Below are 19,311 nucleotides of genomic sequence, written 5' to 3'. Positions count from 1 at the left end.
GGTTGCCGCTTAGCCATTGGAACTTCGCCATCCCATTCCCTTCATACCGCAACCCTTGCCGATTCGCCAGGGAGCGGCATGCGTGCCCGCCTGCCCCGCGATCGGCGTTTGTCCACACCGCCGGCTCCTCTCACGGGGCGGCGTCTGAACTGGAGGAAATCATGGCTACTGCACAGAACCGAAGAGGAATGGTGACCGGACTTTTCTACGACCGCGACAGCGCCGAACGCGCCTATCAGGGTCTGGCGAGCCGCGGCTACACGAAGGACGACGTCAATCTGGTGATGAGCGACGAGACACGCCGCCGTCACTTCGGCGATGGCGGCGCGAAGACCGAACTCGGCAACAAGGCGGCCGAGGGCGCCGGCATCGGCGGCGGCGTCGGCGGCGTACTCGGCGCGGCGCTGGCGGCCGTTGCCGCGACCGGCACCAGCATCGCCGTGCCCGGGCTCGGACTGGTGGTCGCCGGTCCCCTGGCGGCCGCGCTTGCCGGCGCCGGCGCCGGCGCGGCGACCGGCGGCTTGCTGGGCGGCCTCATCGGCGCCGGCATTCCGGAGGAGCGCGTCAAGCGTTACGAGAGCGGGCTGAAGAACGGCGGCATCCTGATGGGCGTGAGCCCGCGTTCCGACGAAGATGCGAGCCATCTGGCGCAGCACTGGCGCAGCAACAGCGCGCAGGATGTCTGGAGCCATGACGACGGCGCGCACGCCGGCCAGGGCAGCAATGCCGGCGACACGGTGGTTGGCGTGTACGACAACCACGACGATGCGGTCGCGGCACAGCGGGAATTGCTGCGCGAGGGGTATTCCGAGCACGAGGTGATGCTCGCGCACGGCAACGAAGGCGATACCGCCGGCCAGGAGATCGATGGCGACCAGATGAGCTACCGCGGCATCCAGACGATGTTCAATCCGAAGACCGACCGGTCCCATCACGACCTCTATGCAGAGGCGGTACGGCGCGGCAGCCATGTGCTGTCGGTGAACGTGGATGGCGAGCGCCAGCTGGAACAGGCGATGGCGATCATGAACCGCCACAACGCGGTCGACATCGAGGAGCGCTCGACCCACTGGAAGAACGAGGGCTGGTCCGGCTACGATGCTGCCGCACCGCGGTACAGCAAGGACCAGGTCGCGCAGGAGCGCAGCCGGTACGCCCGGCCGCAGCAGGCTACCGAAGGCACGCGCATTCCGGTGGTGGAGGAGCAGCTGGCGGTCGGCAAGCGCGAAGTGCAGAGGGGCGGCGTGCGGGTCGTCAAGCGCATGCGCGAGATTCCGGTGCACGAGTCGGTCGAGCTGCGCTCGGATCACGTGCGGGTCGAACGGCAGGCCGTCGACCGGCCGGCCGGCGCCGATGCCTTCCGCGAGCAGACCGTCGAGGTGCGCGAGACCGCGGAGGAGCCGGTGGTGCAGAAGACCGCCCGGGTGGTCGAGGAAGTCGTGGTCGGCAAGGAGGTCAGCGAGCAGACCAGGAACATCCATGACACCGTGCGGCGCACCGACGTCGAGGTGGAAAACCTGGATGCAAGCGATGCCGGGATATCCGACGACAATGAATTCCGGCGCCACTGGCAGAGCGCCTACGGCAACGCCGGGGGACGCTATGAGGACTACGACGCCGCATATCGCTACGGATCGTCCATGGCGGGCAGCGAGCGCTTCCGCAACTACCAGGGCGAGGACTGGGCCAGCGTTGAACCCGGCCTGCGCAGCGACTGGGAGAAGAATAATCCGGGCAGCGCATGGGACAAGGTCAAGGATGCCGTCCGCTACGGTGCCGAAAGGGTGACAGGCAGGCGCCACTGACCGCCGTCGCGCCGACAAGAAAAGCGCACCTTGCGGTGCGCTTTTTTTAATTTGCCGCGCGACAGGCGCTGCGCGCGGCTTGCGCAGACGGGCGCGTCACAGGTCGGTGCTGACGTGCTTCAGTGCCTCGTTCTGGTGGGATTGCACCTTGCCCTTGTACTTGAGGACCTGGCGGTCCAGTTTGTCGATCAGGCCGTCGACGGCGGTGTACACGTCTTCCGCAAAATGCTCCACATGAAGCACGGTCCCCTTCAGCCGGAGGTTGACCTCGGCACGCTGACGCTTGTCCTTCTCCGACGGCTTTTCCACCCCGAGGATGACCGCGATGTCGATGATCTGGTCAAAGTGCCGGACCACCCGGTCGAGCTTGCTTTCCACGTATTCCCGCAGTGCGGGGCTGATATCGAGGTGGTGTCCGGTAAGCAGTAGATTCATCAGTCAGCTCCAATCTGGATGTAAAAATATGCCGGGGACCGCAGTTGCGGTCCCTGTCCCACTGTGCCCATGAGACGGTATCGGCCGGGACTGGTTCATTTTGCATCACCGGGAAATGACGGGCTTCCGCTGTGTTCAACGCGGAAGATGCGCGCAAGTCATGACGTGCATCAACAGCGCGCGGCGGCCCGCCGCCTCTGCAGGGCGACGCGCGTCCCGCGTTCCGACGTCAGTCCTGCGAGAACGGCCGACCCTTGAAGTCCACCGTCACCAGCTTGCCGTCCATCTTGCCCATGCCGGGCGAATTCATCGGCATTCCCGGGACGGCAACGCCCTTCACGCCACGCTGCGCGATCAGCTTGGCGACGGCCGCCGCCGGCACGTGTCCTTCGATCACCTGACCCGAGGCGTCGACCACCCCGGTATGGCAGGAGCCGAGCGCGTCGGGCACGCCGAGGCGCTTCTTGACCGCGGGCATGTCGGCCGAATCAATCGCATTGATCTTGTAGCCTGCTTCGCGCAGGTGCGCTATCCAGCCTTCGCAGCAGCCGCAGTTGGCGTCCTTGTAGACCGTGATGGTTTCGCCCGCGGCGTGCGCCGCGGCGGATGCCGCGAACAGTGCGGCGACAAGCAACTTCTTCATTTCATGCTCCGAGGTTTCCGTGGTGACGTTCAGGGCAGGACGAGGTTCACCGCCTTTTCGACCGGCGGATAGCAGACGCCGCGCTTTTCGTTGCACCCCTGGTACGAGGCGACCAGGGTCAGTTTTCGTGCGCCGGCCGCGGCGGCCAGCGACAGTTCGACGGGCACCGGGGTTTTATACACTTCGGTCTTGCCGAAGGTCGGGTCCAGCTTCATCTCGCCGGCCGGCAGCTTGATGCTCTTGATCGAAATGCCGTCGGCGTCGCGCAGGCGGAAGCGCAACTTGTCCCGGTAGAGGTAATAGCCGCTGGCCGGCGTCAATTGCACCAGCAGCCGGCCCGATGCCGGTGCGGATGCGGTGAGCCGGAATGCCTGCTCGGGATCGAGCAGCTGTTCTTCATTGCTGTTGCCGAGCAGGGCGCCGAGCCTTCCCTGCAAACCGCCGACGCCGGATTGTTGCGCGAGCACGGAGGGCGCGGCGGCAAGCAGGACGCAGGCAAGCGCAGTGCGCACTGCGGCAAGCGGTGCGCGATGGTGAGGTCGGAGAAATCGCATGTTCAAGCCAGGATGTGCCAATGGCGGCAACCATATACCAAATTCACGCAGGCCGCATGGCACGACATCATGCCCGCGCATCCCCGGCGCCGAGCAGCGGGCGGTAGGTTGACAGAAAATCCGCGAAGGCATTGGCAAAACGGTCAATATCCGTGTCCTCCAGAGGCAGCGACAGCGCAAGCATGCCGCGCCGCGCCAGGTAGAAGCCGCGCGCGATCATGTGAAAGAAAAACAGGTCGCGTACGGCCGTCGGGGCAGCAGCGAGGTCCTCGGTGCGGCGAACCGCGCCTGCAACCGGATGCAGGTTCATTAGCGAGCCCAGGCCGGTGAACTGCAACGCCGTCCCGGCTTCGGCACACATGACATTGAGCCGCCCGCGCAGCGCATCGCCGCGGGCATTCAGGGCGACCGCCGCTTGCGGCGTGTACAACCGCTCAAGCCCGGCGATCCCGGCGCACATCGTCATCACGTTGTTGTTGAAGGTACCGGCATGCGGCAGCGCGCCGCTGCGCCCGGGATCGAACAGCGCCATCACGTCCCCCCGCCCGCCGAAGGCACCGAAGGACATGCCGCCGCCGATGTACTTGCCGAGCGTGGTAAGGTCCGGCGCAAGGGCCAGTAGTGACTGCGCGCCGCCGGGCGCCAGGCGCGAGGTCATCACTTCGTCCAGGACCAGCAGCGCGCCATGCCGGGTGCAAAGCTGTCGCAACCCGTGCAGGAACGGCGCGTCGCCGGGAATGCAGCCGCCCGCCCCTTGCATCGGCTCGACCAGCACGGCCGCCACGTCATGCCCATGCTCGCGCATCAGGTCCTCGGCGGCTGCCAGGTCGTTGTAACGCGACAGAATGAAGCGATGCGGCACGTTCACCCGTGAATTCCCCGTGGCGAAGGTAAGCACGCCGCCATGGTAGCCGCCGGTAAACGCCAGCACCGCGCCGCGCCCGGTGAATGCCTTGGCCGCGGCGATCGCCATCAGGTTGGCCTCGGTGCCCGAATTGGTAAAGCGTACCCTCTCCAGCGAGAAGCGGCCGGCGACCAGTTCCGCCAGCCGCGCTTCGTGGCGATTGTGTCCCGACAGGTTGATGCCGTTGTCCAGCGCCTCGACCAGCGCGGCCCGGATGAGCGGATTCGAATGTCCGTAGATGCCGCAGGTGAATTCGGCCAGGAAGTCGGTGTACCGGTGTCCATCGACGTCCCAGAGCCAGGCGCCCTGGCCACGGGCAATCGTCAGCGGAAAAGGTTCGTAGTAGAGCGCGGACCGGGTATTTCCCCCCGGGAGAAAACGGGCGGCCTCCTGCAACTGCTCCCTGCTCGCGGGATTGCGGCGGATATACGCGGCGCGTGCGTCGGCGAGGGCGTCGTCGAGTTGCATGGTCTGTCTCCTGGGGGCTGGTGCGTCGATCGGCGATCTCCATTGTACGACTGTCAACCCGCGGCAGCCGGGCAGCGCGGCGCCGCACTTTCTGCATGCCCGTTATTCCATGTTTTGCCACCGTAACCTATTCCAGTGTGGCAATATGAAGAAAAAAATTCCCCGAGGAGACAAGCCATGAAGGGATTCAAGAAGGCCAAACTGGCCAGCCTGCTGGCGGTGGTGCTCGCCGTCGCGACCGGTACCGGTGCGGTGGAAGGTATCGCATGGCTTGCCGGCGACGAGGGGCCGGAAGGTCTGTCGGAGGCCGGGGCCGCGCTTGTCGCGCTGGCACTGTTTTCCCTGTTGCGCATGCGCCGCAACGACCCCGTGCTGCGGCGCCTGGAGCAGATGGGCGACGAGGTCGACCACATCATGATCGGCGCGGCGGAAACCTCCTACTTCGTGGACATCATCAAGAAGAACGTCGACCAGGACCTGCAGGCCACGGTCGACATCGTCGGACAGGCCGACGATACTGCCCGCAATACGGAAGGTATTGCGGGTAACGCGGGCAGGGCCGCCGAAGTGGCCGCGCGTGTCCGCAGCGAGAGCGTGGCCGGCCGTGCCGAGGTCGACCGCGGACTGCGGCGCATCAGCGAGGCGCGCGCCGAGGCGCAGTCGGCGTCCGGCGCAATGGCCGAGCTCCAGCAGAACGCACGCCGGATCCACACCGTCACCGAGGTGATCAACGAGATCGCTGCACGCACCAATCTGCTGGCACTGAATGCCGCCATCGAAGCGGCGCGCGCCGGCGAGCACGGACGGGGCTTTGCCGTCGTCGCCGGCGAAGTGCGCCAGCTGGCGCAGCGCACCAAGACGGCCACCGACGACATCGGGCTCATCGTGCGGGAGATCAACGAGAAGGCGGAGCGCGCTGCCGGGGGCATGTCGGGGCTCGCAGACAAGGTCAGCCGCGCGGCGCAGGACGTGGAAGGGGTACACGCGCTGCTGGAGAATATCGACCGCTCGGCCAGCCTGTCCGAGAGCGAAACCCGGAGCATTGCCGATGCGGCGCGGGCGCACGTCGAAACGACCCGGGGAATCGCGGAAGCGATCTCGCGCATACGCGACCGCATCCTGGCGACGGAAGCGGAACTGCCGCGCGTCACGAAGTCGGCGATGATCCTGTGCGAGCGCGGCGAGACACTGGTCGACGCGCTGGCGCATTGCAGCGTCGCCACCACGCACGATCCGATCCGGCTGGCCGCGCAGCAGGCGGCAGCGGAGATCGGCAGGCTGTTCGAGGAATCGATCGCGGCGGGCGGCATCACCGAAGCGGCGCTGTTCGACCGCACGTACAGGCCAATCCCCAATACCAACCCGCAGAAGCACACCACTGCGTTCGACGCCTTCACCGACCGCGTGCTGCCCGCGATCCAGGAGCGCGTCCTTGAGCGGATGCCGCAGATCACCTATGCCGGCGCCGTCGACAACAACGGCTATTTCCCGACGCACAATCGCAAATATGCACGACCGCTGACAGGGGACTACGATACCGACCTCGTCAACAACCGCACCAAGCGGATCTTCAACGACCGGACCGGCAAGCGCTGCGGGGCCAACACCCGTCCTTTCCTGCTGCAGACCTACAAGCGCGACACCGGCGAAGTCATGCACGACCTTTCCGTGCCGATCCATGTCAACGGCCGGCACTGGGGCGGATTCCGCATCGGCTACCGGTCAGCCGAGCAGCACTGAGTCACTCGACCCATGACAGGCCCTGTCGGGCGAGCAGGGCTGCCGACGCCTCGGGCCCCCAGCTGCCGGCGGTGTACTCCAGCGGCTTCTCGCCCAGTTCCTTCCAGCCCTCGAGGATCGGGTCGGCCCATGCCCATGCGGCCTCGAGTTCATCGCGTCGCATGAAGTGCGTCAGGCGCCCGCGAACGACGTCGATCAGCAGGCGTTCATAGGCCTCCGCCCGCCGTTGCGAGAAGGCGGACTGGAGGTCGAGATTGAGATTGACCGGCAACATCTGCATGCCGCTGCCCGGCTGCTTGGCCATCACCTGCAGCTGTATCGACTCCTCCGGCTGCAGGCGGATCACGAGGCGGTTGGCGCGGGTCCGCGGTTCGTCGGTGAAGATCGAGAACGGCGGATTGGCAAAGTCGATGACGATCTGGGACAGGCGCTTCTGCATCCGCTTCCCGGTCCGCAGGAAGAAAGGCACGTTGGCCCAGCGCCAGGTATCGACGTAGGTGCGCAGCGCGACGAAGGTCTCGGTGTGACTGCCGGACGGAACGTCCTGCTCGTCACGATAGGCCTTCACCGCTTCGCCGCCGACGGCGCCACTACCGTACTGGCCGCGTATCGTATCGCGGGCGATATCGCCGAGCTTCATGCGGCGCAGCGACCGCAGCACCTTCAGCTTCTCGTCGCGCACCGCATCGGGATCGAGCGAGACCGGCGGTTCCATGGCGATGATGCACAGCAGTTGCAGCAGGTGGTTCTGCACCATGTCGCGCAGGGCGCCGGTGTTGTCGTAGAAGCCCGCGCGGCTGCCGACGCCGACGGTCTCGGCGACGGTGATCTGCACGCTTTCGATATTCGGCGCGCGCCACAGGGGTTCCAGGATGCCGTTGCCGAAGCGCAGGACCATCAGGTTCTGCACCGTTTCCTTGCCGAGATAGTGGTCGATCCGGTAGATCTGCGATTCGCTGAAATGCCTGCCGACGGCCAGGTTGATCTCGCGGGCGGATTCCAGGTCGTGGCCGAGCGGCTTCTCCAGCACCACGCGGCTCGCTTCGTCCACCAGGCCCGCCGCGTCGAGGTGGTTGCAGATGTCCGTGAACAGCGTGGGGGCGGTGGCGAGGTAGAAGGCGCGCTGTACGCCGCGCCGCGATGCTTGCGCCAGCCTGCCGTATCCGGCCCGGTCGGTCGCGTCCAGGGCGACGTAATCCAGCATCTGCAGAAATTCCTGCCACGCCCGCTCTTCGAGGTTCTTCGATTCGATGAAGGGTCGCGACTGCTGCTGGACGAATTCGACGTACGCGTCGCGGTCGTATTCATGGCGGCCGACCGCGATGATGCGGGTCGAGTCCGGCAGGTTGCCGTGCAGGTGCGCCATGTACAGCGCGGGAAGCAGCTTGCGCACGGAGAGGTCGCCGGCACCGCCGAAGATGATCATGTCCAGGGGCGGGGCGTGGTCCGGCGGAGTGTTTTTTGTCGGCATCGGTAGCGGGAAAGGATAGTGGATTGCGAAACAGTCCTCGGCGGGTCGTGCACCGGACCTGCGTCATTCTACAAGAGGCGAAGTCGGGATCGATCCGATCGAGCCGTTTCCCTCCCGCGTCTATTGATTGGACGCAACATCGGCAGGCTGCAACGGGGTTAAGTTACCGATGCAGTGCGTATTCCCTAGGAAGCTCTCTTTTGCCCGCTGTTCCCGGTGCGTATACCGGAAAGCAGCGGGCATTTTCTTTAGGTGTTGGAACAAAGTTGTTACTTCGCCGCGTTCTGTTTTTGCACTGGATCAATACTCCTGGTTTTCTTACAGGCAACAATGCGTACGTGCAATAAGAAAACAGGTGCCCCATGTCAGCGAGCAGAACGACTTCCCTCGGCATTGAACGTTGCCCGAGTACATTGTGCGGTCGCCCGTTCCAGGTCAACCGGTTTCACGCAGGCCTCTCGGTTCGCACCACTCCTGGCCAGATGACCTGCCCGCACTGCGGGCTCCTCATTAACGGCGCGACGGATTCCATCTTCCTCGCGCACGCGTTGCTGCCGAGCGAAGAAGTGGCATTCCTGGCAAGCCACCGGGCCGAGGCGCCCGCGGGACGCGGCGAGAACTAGCGCCCGATCGCCCGGACGCCGGTACGCCGGCACATTATATTTCTCCAGAGATTTTCATTCCACTCGGAACCTTTTCCGTGTCGCAACCTCAGAGTGTTGCGTTGCGTTACAAATTAGCGCTAGACACGATGTAGAGGTTTTGTCTTGAAGATCATTGCAACAACAGGTAGAGGCTTGCGGGTCATCGCAGCATTGCCCCTTGCTGCCAGTGTATTGACGGCATGTGGCGGCGGTTCGGCTTACGAGGAAAATAACGGGCCTGGCGGCAAGCCCGCCACGTCAGCGCTGTCGGCCAAGGCGGGCGTGCGTCCGCCGGGGCAGGGCGATTTCAATCCGGGCATCTGGAACGAACACCAGTGGTACGAGTGCGACTGCAGCCGCGACCCGTCCAAGCCGATCGGCGGCTGATCAGTCGTTTCGCACGCGCTGCGGCACCGCGCGCCGGCGCCGCGAGAAGATGATCAGCAGCGAACTCGCCGCCAGCAGGGCGAGCAGCAACGACATGCGTCCTGCATCCCTGTCGAGGACGGCAAGTACCTCTTCCAGCAATTTCCCCAGGCCCAGCCCTGCTGCGGTGACCGCGGTCGCCCAGATTAGCGCGCCGATGAAGTCCAGCACCAGGAAGCGCAGCGGCGACATGCGGCTCATGCCCAGCGCGAGCAGTCCCGCAATCCGTAGCCCGTACAGGAACCGAAGCGACAGCACCAGCAGTACATGGTGCTTCTCCAGCATCTCGTCTATCCGCCCCTTGCGCGTGGCAATTGACGGGTACCGTGAAAGCACGGCCGGGCCATAGTGCCGGCCGGCGAAGAAATAGGGCTGGTCGCCCAGGAAACTGAACAGGGCGCCCAGCAGCAGCACCAGCGGCAACGCCAGATGGCCGTGATAGGCCGCCACGCTGCCGGCGAGCAGGACCGCTTCCCCTTCGAAGAAGCTGCCTATCGCCACGGCGAGATAGCCGTACTCGTGAATCAACTGGGAAATTTCCATGCTTCTGTTCGGGTGGGCACTGCCTGCATAGAACGCATGGTTCCGCAAAAGTTGCCATTCTTCCTTGATGAAAGTCGATCGGTATCCGGGTACATGCGGTTGCGCCCCCGCAAAGCGGAGCAATGTGTTTCAGGCAATCTGCGATTGTCGCCAGGACATATCCGAGCGGCATCTAAAAACAAAAGGGAGGCATACCATGGCCGCGCGCTCGATCGCCGACCTGACCCTGTCGTTCGGCCTCGTGTCGATCCCGGTCAAGGTTTTCTCGGCAACGGATACCAGGGACGGCATCCGCTTCAACCTCATCCACCGTGCCTGCGGATCACGCGTCAGGCAACAATACATTTGCATCAAGGAAGATGTCGTCGTCGAGCGCAGCGAGATGGTGAAGGGGTATCAGTTTGCGCCCGAACAGTATGTGATCTTCGATCCCGATGAACTCAAGTCGCTGGAAGAGCAGGGAAGCCATCTGGTGGACATCGTCAGCTTCGTGCCCGCGGGCTCCGTCGATCCCATCTACTACGACAAGGCCTACTATCTGGCGCCGGACAAGCGCGGCGATCGCCCGTACAGCCTGCTGCTCGAAGGCATGACGCAGACCGGGCGCTGTGCGATCGCCCGCTGGGCATGGCACGGCAAATCGCACACGGTGCAACTGCGTCCTGCGCGCGACGGCGGCATGGTGATGCAGCAGCTGCTGTATGCGGACGAGGTGCGGTCCACGGCATCGCTCGGGATTCCGCAGCCGGACGTGAAGAAATCGGAACTGGATCTTGCCGTGATGCTCATAGAGCAGATCGCGCAGGACGCCTACGATCCGGCGGCATACGAGGACGAGGTAAAGAAGCGGATCGAGGCCGCGGTCGAGCAGAAGATCGCCGGCCAGGAAGTCACGCTCAGCGCCGAACCGGAGCGTGCCGGCGGCAATGTGATCGACCTGATGGAGGCATTGCGCGCCAGCCTTGCGCAGAAGCCGGCGGCGGCAAAGACGGCGCCGGTCAAGGCGCGCAAGAGCGCGAAGAAGGCCGCGCCCGCGCCTGCGTCCGCACCGGCGGTCAAGAAAACCCGGAGCAAGAAATAGCATGCGCAGTTTCACCATCGCCGATGTCGAGAGCAGGTACGGCATACGCCGCAGCGTGGTATCGGAGCTCGTCCGCGAAGGCTTCGTCCGGCCGGCGCGGGGGCGACGGAAGGAGTACCGGTTCTCGTTCCAGGATGTGGTCATGCTGCGCATGGCGCAGGATCTGTTTTCGCTCGGCATCCCGCCGCGCAAGACCTCGCGCTTCCTGCGCCAGTTGCAGAGGGAGCTGCCCGACGCGGGCGTGGTCGGCGCCAGGGTGTCGGCCGCGGGGCGCGAACTTGTCGTGCGCGAGGACGGACGCCTGCGCAACGCCGACGGCCAGCTCGTGATCGACTTCGCGGCGGACCGGGACGCGAGCCTGGTGCGCCTGCCGCAGTCCCATCCGCATCCGGCGGTCGCCGGGACCCGTTCGGCCGACGAATGGTACAACGCGGGGCTGCTGCTGGATGGCAGCGACCCGCTGGAAGCGATCGAATGCTACCGGCGCGCGATCGAGATGGATCGCCTGCATGCCGACGCCTACGTCAACCTTGGCTGTCTGCTGATCGACGGCGGCCAGTTCCTGGAAGCGTATGCGGTATTGCAGGAGGGCGCCGCGCAATGCCCGCGGCATGCGCTGCTCCGCTTTAACCTCGGGATCGCCTGCGAGGACCTGGACAGGCCGGATGAAGCCATCCAGGCCTACGGCGACGCATTGCGCCTCGATCCCGGACTCGGCGACGCGCATTTCAACCTGGCGCGCCTGCATGAGGCGCTGGGGCATCAGGCCCGCGCGATCCGTCACTACAGCGCCTACCGGCGCCTGCAGCGCTAGGCGGTAGTTACGGGCCGTACGCGCGCCGCCGCCGCTTTCGCACGCACGCGCGCCTCCTCGACATTGTCGGCGATCGCAAGGGCGACACCCATGCGCCGGCGCTGGAAGGATTCCGGCTTGCCGAAGAGCCGGATGTCCGCGCCGGGCACGGCCAGCGCTTCCGCCACGCCCTCGAAGGCGATGGCAGGCGCGTCATGCAGGCCGTAGATGACAGCGGAGGCGGCCGGCGCGAGCAGCGTGACGTCGACGGGCAGGCCGAGGATGGCCTTCGCGTGCAATTCGAATTCGCTCTGCCGCTGGCTGGCCATGGTCACCATGCCGGTGTCATGCGGCCGCGGACTGACCTCCGAGAACCAGACCATGTCCCCCCTGACGAACAGTTCCACGCCGAAGATACCCAGTCCGCCCAGTTCGTCCGTGACCTTTTCCGCGATGTCGCGCGCCCGCGCCAGCGCTTCGGGCGGCATGGGATGCGGCTGCCAGGATTCCACGTAGTCTCCCCGCACCTGCAAGTGACCGATCGGCTCGCAGAAGCGGGTGACGGTGTTGCCCTGCGCGTCCAGCGCCCTCACGGTCAGCTGCGTGATCTCGTAGTCGAAGTCAATGAAGCCTTCCACGATGACCCGCCCGGCGTCGACCCTGCTGCCGGAGGCGGCATAGCGCCAGGCCGCGTCGACGTCGGCAGGGCCGTCGAGCCTCGACTGGCCCTTGCCGGAGGACGACATCACCGGCTTCACCACGCATGGAAACCCGACCTCGGCGCAGGCCTGCCGCAATTCCTCCAGGCTGTCCGCGAAGCGGTAGGGCGAGGTCGGCAGGCCAAGCTGTTCGGCGGCCAGCCTGCGGATGCCTTCGCGGTTCATCGTGAGCCAGGCGGCGCGTGCCGTCGGGATCACCCTGGCGACACCGCGTTCTTCCAGGGCCATCAGCGCCGGCGTGGCGATCGCTTCGATTTCCGGCACGACCAGATCGGGCCGCTCGGCCTCGATCAGCGCCGTGAGGGCGGCGGCATCGGTCATGTCGATCACATGGGAACGGTGCGCGACCTGGTGCCCGGGCGCGTCGGGATAGCGGTCGACGGCGATCACTTCCACGCCGAGGCGCTGCAGGGAAATGATCACTTCCTTGCCGAGTTCACCGCTGCCAAGCAGCATGACCCTGGTTGCTGTAGAAGTAAGCGGCGTGCCGAGTCGGACGGGAGTATGCATGGCAATGTTCGGACAGGGGGCGCAGGCTGCGCCCGGGAGCCGTACGATAGCAAAACCGCACCGTCTCTGCTTGCCGGGCGGCGGCCGCAGGGTCAGTGCAGGTCCTTGTTGCCGGCGCCGCTGAGCATGTCGAGCTGGGCGGTCGAGTACAACGGGTCGCCGAGCGTGCGCACGAAGCCGGCAAGGCCCTCGTCCTGGATGAAGGCCGCGGCCGACGGCGAACCGAGGATCTTCTCGGGCGCCTGTGGCCGTGCGATCGCGTAGCCCTGCACATGGTCGACACCGATCTCGGCCAGCGTCTCGACGGTCGCCGCATCCTCTGCCCATTCCGCGATCGTCTGCATGCCGAGGCTCCGAGCCAGGCTGACGATGGCCTCGACGATGGCGACGTTGGCAGGATGGGCGTTGATGTTCACCACGAAGCTGCCGTCGATCTTCAGCACGTCCGCCGGCAGCTCCTTCAGGTAGGCGAAGGAGGTGTAGCCGGCGCCGAAATCGTCGAGCGCGACACGCACGCCATAGCTGCGCACCTTGTCGATGAAACGCCGCGTATTGCCGCGGTCGTGCAGCGCGACGCTCTCGGTGATCTCGATGCACAGACGCGCGGCGGCACGCGGATTGGCCTCCAGCAGGCGGATGGTGTCCTGGATGAAGCGCTCGTCGTTGAGGGAAGCGCCGCTCAGGTTCATGCAGACGAATTCCGTGCGGCGCAGGCGCGCCTGGTTGGCATCGATCCATTCCAGCGTCGTCGCCAGCACCCAGCGGTCGATGACGCTGGTACGGCCGCTGTTCTCGGCGGCGCCGACGATGCGGCCGGCGGGAATCACGCCGCCGTCCTCGCTGCGCATGCGCAGGAGCACTTCGAAGTTGAGCGAGCCGAGCGGCGCCTTGAGCGACATGATGGGCTGCATGTCCAGATACAGGCCCTGCGGACCGTTTGGCGCCGACAGCCGCTCGACGATGCCGAATTCCGCTTCGTGATCGTGGAACACCGAGGCCGACTTGTCGTACACCACCAGGCCCTGCACGTTGCCTTTCTTGGCGGCGCGGCAGGCGCGGTCGGCGGTGGCGATCATGTCCTTCACCGACATGTCGTCGGCGATCTCGATCAGGCCGATCGACGCCCGCACCTGGAACGCCTTGTCGCCGAGCTTGTAGGGAACGTTGCCGATGCTGGCAATGATGCCGCGGCAGGTCCAGGCGGCGAGTTCGATGGGTGTGTCCGGGAAGACGATCAGGAATTCGTCGCCCCCGACGCGGCCGATCTGCTGCGAGCCGGTGAGCATGTTGGTGACCCGGCCGCAAATCTGCTTCAGCACTTCGTCGCCGGCGGCATGGCCGTAGAGCCCGTTGATCAGCTTGAATCGGTCGAGGTCGAGATAGGCAAGCGCGACCGGCTTGCCGTCGGCCAGCTGCCTGAGCGCGGCGTCGAGCATCGCCTCCACGCCGCGCCGGTTGTACACCTTGGTCAGCGGGTCGTTGTTGGCCAGGAACTGCAGCTCCTGCAGCGCCTTGTACTTTTCGCTGATGTCCTGCAGCGAACCTTCGATCTTGTTGCGCGCCAGCGTCGCCCGCACCAGGAAGCGCTTGCGCTCGCCGTCCGCTCCCGCGCTCAGGCTTTCCACCTCGAGCTCGGCATCCTGTTCCTGGTGCACCGCGTTGAGCAGCCGGCTGAAGCTGTCGCCGTCCAGGTACTGGCCCCAGGCGTTGCGGCCCGGCTCCAGTACGTGCTGGCCGAGCATCTCGAGCAGCGCCGGGTTGGCGGACATGAACTGGCCGCTCATGTCCAGGGTGAACATGCCGATCGGCATGGCCTCGTAGGTGTGCTCCAGCTCGGCCTGCGCCTGCACCCGGTGCTCATGCTCCTGCCGCATCTGCTCCGCCATCGCCAGCGAAGCCAGCAGGGCCGAAGACAGCGCAGCCGTCACATGGTTGATGGCGCCGGTCAGCGCGCGCAGGCCGAAGGCGGCCGCCAGCACCTCGGAGAGGCTGGCCAGCAGCGTTATCGTCAGCGACGCGCTGTAGAGCACGGCGACTGCCGAACGGGCATGCATCAGCAGGCGGACCAGCAGGACGATGACCGTGACGACGGTAACGCTGGCGGCGACCCACAGGAAGGGAAGGAAGGTGCGGTAGGACAGCGTGGCGGACAGCAGAAGCAGCGGGAAGCACATCCACTGGAGGATACGCAGGACCGTTGCCTTGCCGGTACGCGCGAGCTCGTCCCGGAACATGGACGCAAACAGGGTGATGGTCAGCACGCAATAGGTCGCCACCGTCAGCAGGCGGCTGCGCAGCAGCCAGTCGTGCGGCACGTTCTGGCCCAGCCACTGCATGTCCCATCCCGCCGAAAGCGCGCCGACGCGCAGGCTGACCAGCAGCCAGGCGGAAAACAGCAGGTAGCGGCTCTGGCGCACGATCAGGGCAGTGATCAGCATGAACAGGGCAAGCACGATCATGCCGCCGTCGAGCAGTCCTGCCTTGCGGTGGAAGTTGTCGGAGGACGCCTGCAGGTCCGCCGGCGTCCAGGCATCGACCGTGAGACGTGCCGGCCCGACGAAACGGGACCGGCACAGGTGCCAGGAGTCGCCGCTGGTTTCGGGCGGTTGCAGCGCGAAGCCCGCCTTGACGGCGGACAGGCTGCCGTAGGCGCCGTCGCGACTGGCCCCGCCGGACGGCAGCAGGTTTTCATCCCAGCACTGGATGTCGACCGCGTGGCGCGAAGGGAATTCGATCACCGCTCTTTCGCCCTCTGGCGGGGCCGGCACCACGAAGCTGAACCAGACCGGCGCTTCCGAGCGGTTGGTCTCGACCAGACGGACACTGCGCTCGCCGAGGGCGGCGGCGGCTTCCGGCGCCGTGAGCCGGCCTTCGGCATCGACCACGTAGCGGAACACCACCGACTGCGGATTGCCGCTGTCATAACGGTGATGCCATACCGTCAATGCGAGAAGGGAAAGGATGGCAATGCCGACTGGCAGCGCGTAGGCGGAGAATCCGTAGAGCAGGACGTCAAGGCGCGCGTACGCACGCGCGAACCAACGGCGGGCCGGCTCTATAGTGTTGTGCATGTACTGAACCCCATTGTCGTTTCCAGCTGGAATTCCGTACCTTAAACCCTAAACGGCTCCGGCGGAAGCGCCAGGGCATTTCCTGTTGCTTTCCCGCCGGGCGCCGCACCGCTTACTGTGTCGCCAGCACTGCGTCATGTTCCCAAGGCGAGGCGACCCGGCCATCGTCGCGCGCCATCACCGGGCTGGCATCGATGTCCACGTGTCGGGTACGGAAGAAGTAGTCGTAGAGCGGATGGCTTGCCTGGCGCCATGTCGGTTCAACCTGGGATACCTGCAGCGCCATCACCCGGTGCGGCATGTTGCCCGCATGACGGAGGGGGATGAAACCCTGGCCCGGGTAGACATCCTTGAACATCAGGCGTTCGTACTGGCGATCGATCGGGGAGCGGCCGGCGATGACCATCCAGTCCACGCCATCCTCCGCGCAGAACTGGAAGTAGGCCTTGAACAGGGCCGTCTTGACCACGCGGCCGACGCGCTCCTCGGTGATGCCCAGGCGGGTTGCCTCGGCCAGGGGGCGGCCCTGCAGCCAATCGGGAAGGGTAAGGGATTGTTCCAGGCTCAGCGGCTTGTAACGATTGGTTTGAATCCGCATGGTGCCGAGCGGAGCGCCGTCGAGGCGCGATTCCGCCAGCAGGACCGCGACGCCGTCTTCGAAATCGGTTGCCTCGGGACGCGCAAGGGTGGCGGCAAAGTCGGGCACATGCCGGGAATAGGCGGCATGCCGGATCTGCACCGCCTTCCACAGATCGGCTTCGTTGCTGACCACGCGCAGCGTGAACGGCAGGCGTTCCTCCACCAGAGGCGCCTTCGCATTGACACGGCGGTTGGCATTGCCGAGGTCGGCGTCGAGCAGGGCTTGAAGTTGCAGCATTTCTGTGTCCTTGTCATAAGTCCCGCATTCCCGGGGGGACGCGGGCGGAGGGCGATTACCGGAGGTCAGCGGCATCCGAAAACGAAGTATTGCGGTTAAGAAACCCTTAATGTTGCTTTGTTTAAATTTGTTTCACACTGGCGTTCCGAAAAGGCGTCCCTGCCCTCGCTCGCTGCAATTCCGGTGATTCTTGAGTGTAATCGACGAATTACGTACTGGAAATTAAGCAGGATCAAGAAATTGTCGTCCGGAATTTCCCGCCATGTCACCTGCTGCCGGAGGCAATCTCAGAGCGACGTTCGCGGAGCAGGGCCAGCAGGGCGCCCGCCGCGGCCGACAGCGGGCGGTCCCGTCGGCGCACTGTAAAGATGGTGCGCACGATCTGGGGCTCCCGCAGGGGCCGGACCGTGATTTCGGGATGAGTGAACTGGAACAGCGCGAGGTAGGGAATGACGCTGATGCCGATGCCGTTGGCGACCAGGGAGGCGACCGATGCGAGATGGCCGACTTCCATGATGCCGTTGAGGCGGACCGGACGCAGCGCGGCGTCGAGCGACTGCCGGACGCTGGTGGCGTCGGAGAGGTGAATGAAGGGATGGTTTGACAGGTCGCGCGCGGCAAGCGCTTTTCTCTGCGCCAGAGGATGGTCGCGGTGCATGACGACGTGGAAGGCGTCGGCGCAAAGCGGCTCGGCCTCGAGGCCCGTCATGTCCGCGCCCGCCGCGCACAGCGCGAAGTCGGCCCGGCCGCGGCGCACCAGTTCAAGGCATTCGTCGGACAGCGTGTCGGTCAGCCAGGTGGCGACGCCGGGATGGGCGGCGCGGAACTCCTTGAGCACCACCGGGAGCCAGCCGGCCGCGAGGGAAGGCAGGGCGGCGACCGAAACCCTGCCCTTGCGCACTTCGGCGTAATCGCGCAGCTCGTCCTGCGCCTGCGCGAACTCCGCAAGCAGGCGCTGGGCGGTGCCGCTGAAGTGCTGGCCTTCGACCGTCAGGTCCACGCGGCGCGTGCTGCGAGCGAAAAGGCGAACGCCGAGCTCGGATTCGAGACCCTGGATCAGGGCGCTGAAAGCGGACTGCGACAGCGCGCACTGTTCGGCCGCCCGGGTGAAATTGCGGTGCTCGGCGAGGGCGAGAAAGGCGCGCAGGTCGCGCATCGAGATGTTCATGCCCGCCCCGGTAGTTATCGATGACGCAGTTTAATTGATTGGAATAAGCAGTCAATTGGTTTAAAGCGCCGGCCTATACTCGTTCGTCGCCTTTCTTGGTTCCGCCTATGCAGACCTACCTTATCGGATGCGCCGCCGGGTTTTCCGGCGACCGCACGGATGCCGCCCAGCCGGTCGTCGATACGATGATCGCCCGGGGCGGCCCGGCCGCGCTGATCTTCGAGACCCTGGCCGAGCGCACCCTGGCCCTTGCGCAACTCGCGCGCCGCAGCGATCCCAAAGCCGGCTACGAGCCCCTGCTGTGCGAACTCCTGGCACCGGTCCTCGGCAAGTGCCTGGCCCACCGCATTCCGATCATCAGCAATTTCGGCGCGGCCAATCCCGAAGGCGCCGCCAGGCGCATCCTGCGCCTGGCGGAGGAGCTCGGGCTGCCGGCGCCGCGCGTCGCGGTGGTGCGGGGCGACGAGATCGCGGAAGGCCGCGGCCGGGAACTGCTGCGGCTGGCCCTCGGCGAGAGCGTGGACGTCGCCCGATTCGTCTGCGCCAACGCGTATATCGGCGCCGCGTCGATCGCGGACGCGCTGCTTGCGGGTGCCGACGTCGTGGTCTGCGGCCGCGTTGCCGACCCGTCGCTGGCGCTCGGACCCGCGCTCGCGCATTTCGGCTGGCGCATGGATGACTGGGACCGCCTGGCGCGGGCGACCATGGCCGGCCACCTGCTGGAATGCGGCGCGCAGGCGACGGGTGGCTACTTCGCTGATCCCGGCTGCAAGGACGTGCCGGACCTTGCCCACGTCGGCTATCCGATCGTCGCCATCGACAGCGAGGGCAATATCGAGATCGGCAAGTCGGAGCCGACCGGCGGCGTGGTCGATACCCGCACCGTCAAGGAGCAGCTGCTGTACGAACTGCACGACCCGACGGCCTACCTGACGCCGGACGTCATTGCCGATATCTCCGAGGCCGAAGTCACGCAGCTCGGGCCGAACAGGGTCGCGGTGACCGGCATCAAGGGGCATCCGCGTCCGGCGCAGCTCAAGACGAACATCTTTTACGAGGGCGGCTGGCTGGCGGAAGGCGAGATTTCCTATGCCGGTCCGCGCGCGGGAGCACGGGCAAGGCTGGCGGCGGACGTGCTGCGGCAGCGGCTGCCCCGGCTGCAGATCCGGTTCGACCTGATCGGCGTGCTCAGCGTGTTCGGCGACGACGCCGGCGGCATGCTGGACCAGGTGGAGGCCGCTTCGCTCGCCGGTGCCCGCGACGTCCGCCTGCGGGCGGCGTGCGCGCACGAGGACCGGGACGAGGCGCTCTCGCTGCTGCGCGAGGTGAATGCCCTATACACTTGCGGCCCGGCCGGCGGCGGGGGTGTCCGGACCAGCCTGCGCAGCCGCCTGAATGCCGTCTCCTGGCTGCTGCCGCGGGACATGGTCCGGGTGTCCTTCGCATTCGTCCAATGAGG

At 65.8% G+C, this 19,311-nt stretch carries 16 protein-coding genes; 6 read left to right on the top strand and 10 right to left on the bottom strand.

All coding sequences use genetic code 11. The features are described from left to right. Positions 1–161 precede the first annotated feature (161 nt). Complete coding sequence (locus VIM12_RS11265; RefSeq protein ID WP_331941725.1) at positions 162–1,805, top strand: YsnF/AvaK domain-containing protein; 1,644 nt, start codon at positions 162–164, stop codon at positions 1,803–1,805. A gap of 96 nt (positions 1,806–1,901) precedes the next feature. On the opposite strand, the gene hpf is transcribed toward VIM12_RS11265, so the two are convergent. The 4 genes from hpf to VIM12_RS11245 form a co-directional block, all read right to left on the bottom strand. Further along, positions 1,902–2,240 (bottom strand): ribosome hibernation-promoting factor, HPF/YfiA family, encoded by a 339-nt coding sequence (gene hpf / locus VIM12_RS11260; RefSeq protein ID WP_331941724.1) that lies wholly within the window; start codon positions 2,238–2,240, stop codon positions 1,902–1,904. Between the two features lie 229 nt (positions 2,241–2,469). Beyond that, positions 2,470–2,883 (bottom strand): DUF411 domain-containing protein, encoded by a 414-nt coding sequence (locus tag VIM12_RS11255; protein WP_331941723.1) that lies wholly within the window; start codon positions 2,881–2,883, stop codon positions 2,470–2,472. A gap of 29 nt (positions 2,884–2,912) precedes the next feature. Beyond that, positions 2,913–3,437 carry a protein-disulfide reductase DsbD N-terminal domain-containing protein gene (locus tag VIM12_RS11250; protein WP_331941722.1) on the bottom strand — a complete coding sequence of 175 codons (525 nt, stop codon included), beginning with the start codon at positions 3,435–3,437 and terminating at the stop codon, positions 2,913–2,915. Positions 3,438–3,504: 67 nt separating this feature from the next. Then, positions 3,505–4,809: an aspartate aminotransferase family protein gene (locus tag VIM12_RS11245; RefSeq protein ID WP_331941721.1), complete on the bottom strand. Its 1,305-nt coding sequence runs from the start codon at positions 4,807–4,809 to the stop codon at positions 3,505–3,507. A 177-nt stretch (positions 4,810–4,986) separates the two neighbouring features. On the opposite strand from VIM12_RS11245, the gene VIM12_RS11240 reads away from it, so the two are divergent. Then, entirely contained in the window at positions 4,987–6,549 is a 1,563-nt protein-coding gene (locus VIM12_RS11240; protein WP_331941720.1) for a methyl-accepting chemotaxis protein, read from the top strand. 1 nt (position 6,550) lies between these two features. On the opposite strand, the gene zwf is transcribed toward VIM12_RS11240, so the two are convergent. Continuing rightward, the gene (gene zwf, locus VIM12_RS11235) at positions 6,551–8,020 is read right to left on the bottom strand and encodes a glucose-6-phosphate dehydrogenase (protein ID WP_331941719.1); all 1,470 of its coding nucleotides are present in this window, start codon (positions 8,018–8,020) and stop codon (positions 6,551–6,553) included. Between the two features lie 767 nt (positions 8,021–8,787). On the opposite strand from zwf, the gene VIM12_RS11230 reads away from it, so the two are divergent. After that, a complete protein-coding gene (locus tag VIM12_RS11230; RefSeq protein ID WP_331941718.1) occupies positions 8,788–9,051 on the top strand; it encodes a hypothetical protein in 264 nt (87 codons plus the stop codon). Here the strand turns inward: VIM12_RS11230 and VIM12_RS11225 are convergent, their stop codons facing one another. Continuing rightward, complete coding sequence (locus VIM12_RS11225; RefSeq protein WP_331941717.1) at positions 9,052–9,633, bottom strand: DedA family protein; 582 nt, start codon at positions 9,631–9,633, stop codon at positions 9,052–9,054. It abuts the gene before it with no gap. Positions 9,634–9,829: 196 nt separating this feature from the next. Between VIM12_RS11225 and VIM12_RS11220 the strand changes: the two genes are divergently transcribed. Together VIM12_RS11220 and VIM12_RS11215 are read left to right on the top strand one after the other, a co-directional pair. Next, complete coding sequence (locus VIM12_RS11220; protein WP_331941716.1) at positions 9,830–10,714, top strand: Ku protein; 885 nt, start codon at positions 9,830–9,832, stop codon at positions 10,712–10,714. 1 nt (position 10,715) lies between these two features. Beyond that, a complete protein-coding gene (locus VIM12_RS11215) occupies positions 10,716–11,528 on the top strand; it encodes a tetratricopeptide repeat protein (protein WP_331941715.1) in 813 nt (270 codons plus the stop codon). On the opposite strand, the gene purT is transcribed toward VIM12_RS11215, so the two are convergent. The 4 genes from purT to VIM12_RS11195 form a co-directional block, all read right to left on the bottom strand. Continuing rightward, positions 11,525–12,736 (bottom strand): formate-dependent phosphoribosylglycinamide formyltransferase, encoded by a 1,212-nt coding sequence (purT, locus tag VIM12_RS11210; RefSeq protein ID WP_331941714.1) that lies wholly within the window; start codon positions 12,734–12,736, stop codon positions 11,525–11,527. The two genes, VIM12_RS11215 and purT, sit on opposite strands and share 4 nt — an antisense overlap. 92 nt (positions 12,737–12,828) lie before the next feature. Further along, positions 12,829–15,807, bottom strand: coding sequence for an EAL domain-containing protein (locus VIM12_RS11205; protein ID WP_331941713.1), 2,979 nt, complete (start codon positions 15,805–15,807; stop codon positions 12,829–12,831). 112 nt (positions 15,808–15,919) lie between these two features. Beyond that, positions 15,920–16,684, bottom strand: a complete 765-nt coding sequence (locus tag VIM12_RS11200; protein WP_331941712.1) for a hypothetical protein — start codon at positions 16,682–16,684, stop codon at positions 15,920–15,922. Positions 16,685–16,949: 265 nt separating this feature from the next. Beyond that, complete coding sequence (locus VIM12_RS11195; RefSeq protein WP_331941711.1) at positions 16,950–17,852, bottom strand: LysR family transcriptional regulator; 903 nt, start codon at positions 17,850–17,852, stop codon at positions 16,950–16,952. A gap of 107 nt (positions 17,853–17,959) precedes the next feature. On the opposite strand from VIM12_RS11195, the gene VIM12_RS11190 reads away from it, so the two are divergent. Further along, positions 17,960–19,309, top strand: coding sequence for an acyclic terpene utilization AtuA family protein (locus VIM12_RS11190; protein WP_331941710.1), 1,350 nt, complete (start codon positions 17,960–17,962; stop codon positions 19,307–19,309). The last annotated feature ends 2 nt before the right edge of the window (positions 19,310–19,311 follow it).

The organism is Noviherbaspirillum sp. (genome assembly GCF_036563305.1).
In the GTDB taxonomy this organism is placed as follows: domain Bacteria; phylum Pseudomonadota; class Gammaproteobacteria; order Burkholderiales; family Burkholderiaceae_D; genus Noviherbaspirillum.
The sequence above is the reverse complement of the archived record's forward strand: the minus strand, read 5'-3'. Positions and strand labels throughout refer to the sequence as shown.

Excerpts from the sequence above, each read along its gene's own strand:
- VIM12_RS11240 (WP_331941720.1), top strand. The coding sequence starts at position 4,987 with ATGAAGGGATTCAAGAAGGCCAAACTGGCCAGCCTGCTGGCGGTGGTG.
- VIM12_RS11250 (WP_331941722.1), bottom strand. The coding sequence starts at position 3,437 with ATGCGATTTCTCCGACCTCACCATCGCGCACCGCTTGCCGCAGTGCGC.
- VIM12_RS11195 (WP_331941711.1), bottom strand. The coding sequence starts at position 17,852 with ATGAACATCTCGATGCGCGACCTGCGCGCCTTTCTCGCCCTCGCCGAG.
- zwf (WP_331941719.1), bottom strand. The coding sequence starts at position 8,020 with ATGCCGACAAAAAACACTCCGCCGGACCACGCCCCGCCCCTGGACATG.
- hpf (WP_331941724.1), bottom strand. The coding sequence starts at position 2,240 with ATGAATCTACTGCTTACCGGACACCACCTCGATATCAGCCCCGCACTG.
- VIM12_RS11245 (WP_331941721.1), bottom strand. The coding sequence starts at position 4,809 with ATGCAACTCGACGACGCCCTCGCCGACGCACGCGCCGCGTATATCCGC.
- VIM12_RS11220 (WP_331941716.1), top strand. The coding sequence starts at position 9,830 with ATGGCCGCGCGCTCGATCGCCGACCTGACCCTGTCGTTCGGCCTCGTG.
- VIM12_RS11205 (WP_331941713.1), bottom strand. The coding sequence starts at position 15,807 with ATGCACAACACTATAGAGCCGGCCCGCCGTTGGTTCGCGCGTGCGTAC.
- VIM12_RS11255 (WP_331941723.1), bottom strand. The coding sequence starts at position 2,883 with ATGAAGAAGTTGCTTGTCGCCGCACTGTTCGCGGCATCCGCCGCGGCG.
- VIM12_RS11190 (WP_331941710.1), top strand. The coding sequence starts at position 17,960 with ATGCAGACCTACCTTATCGGATGCGCCGCCGGGTTTTCCGGCGACCGC.
- VIM12_RS11265 (WP_331941725.1), top strand. The coding sequence starts at position 162 with ATGGCTACTGCACAGAACCGAAGAGGAATGGTGACCGGACTTTTCTAC.
- VIM12_RS11215 (WP_331941715.1), top strand. The coding sequence starts at position 10,716 with ATGCGCAGTTTCACCATCGCCGATGTCGAGAGCAGGTACGGCATACGC.
- purT (WP_331941714.1), bottom strand. The coding sequence starts at position 12,736 with ATGCATACTCCCGTCCGACTCGGCACGCCGCTTACTTCTACAGCAACC.
- VIM12_RS11200 (WP_331941712.1), bottom strand. The coding sequence starts at position 16,684 with ATGCTGCAACTTCAAGCCCTGCTCGACGCCGACCTCGGCAATGCCAAC.
- VIM12_RS11225 (WP_331941717.1), bottom strand. The coding sequence starts at position 9,633 with ATGGAAATTTCCCAGTTGATTCACGAGTACGGCTATCTCGCCGTGGCG.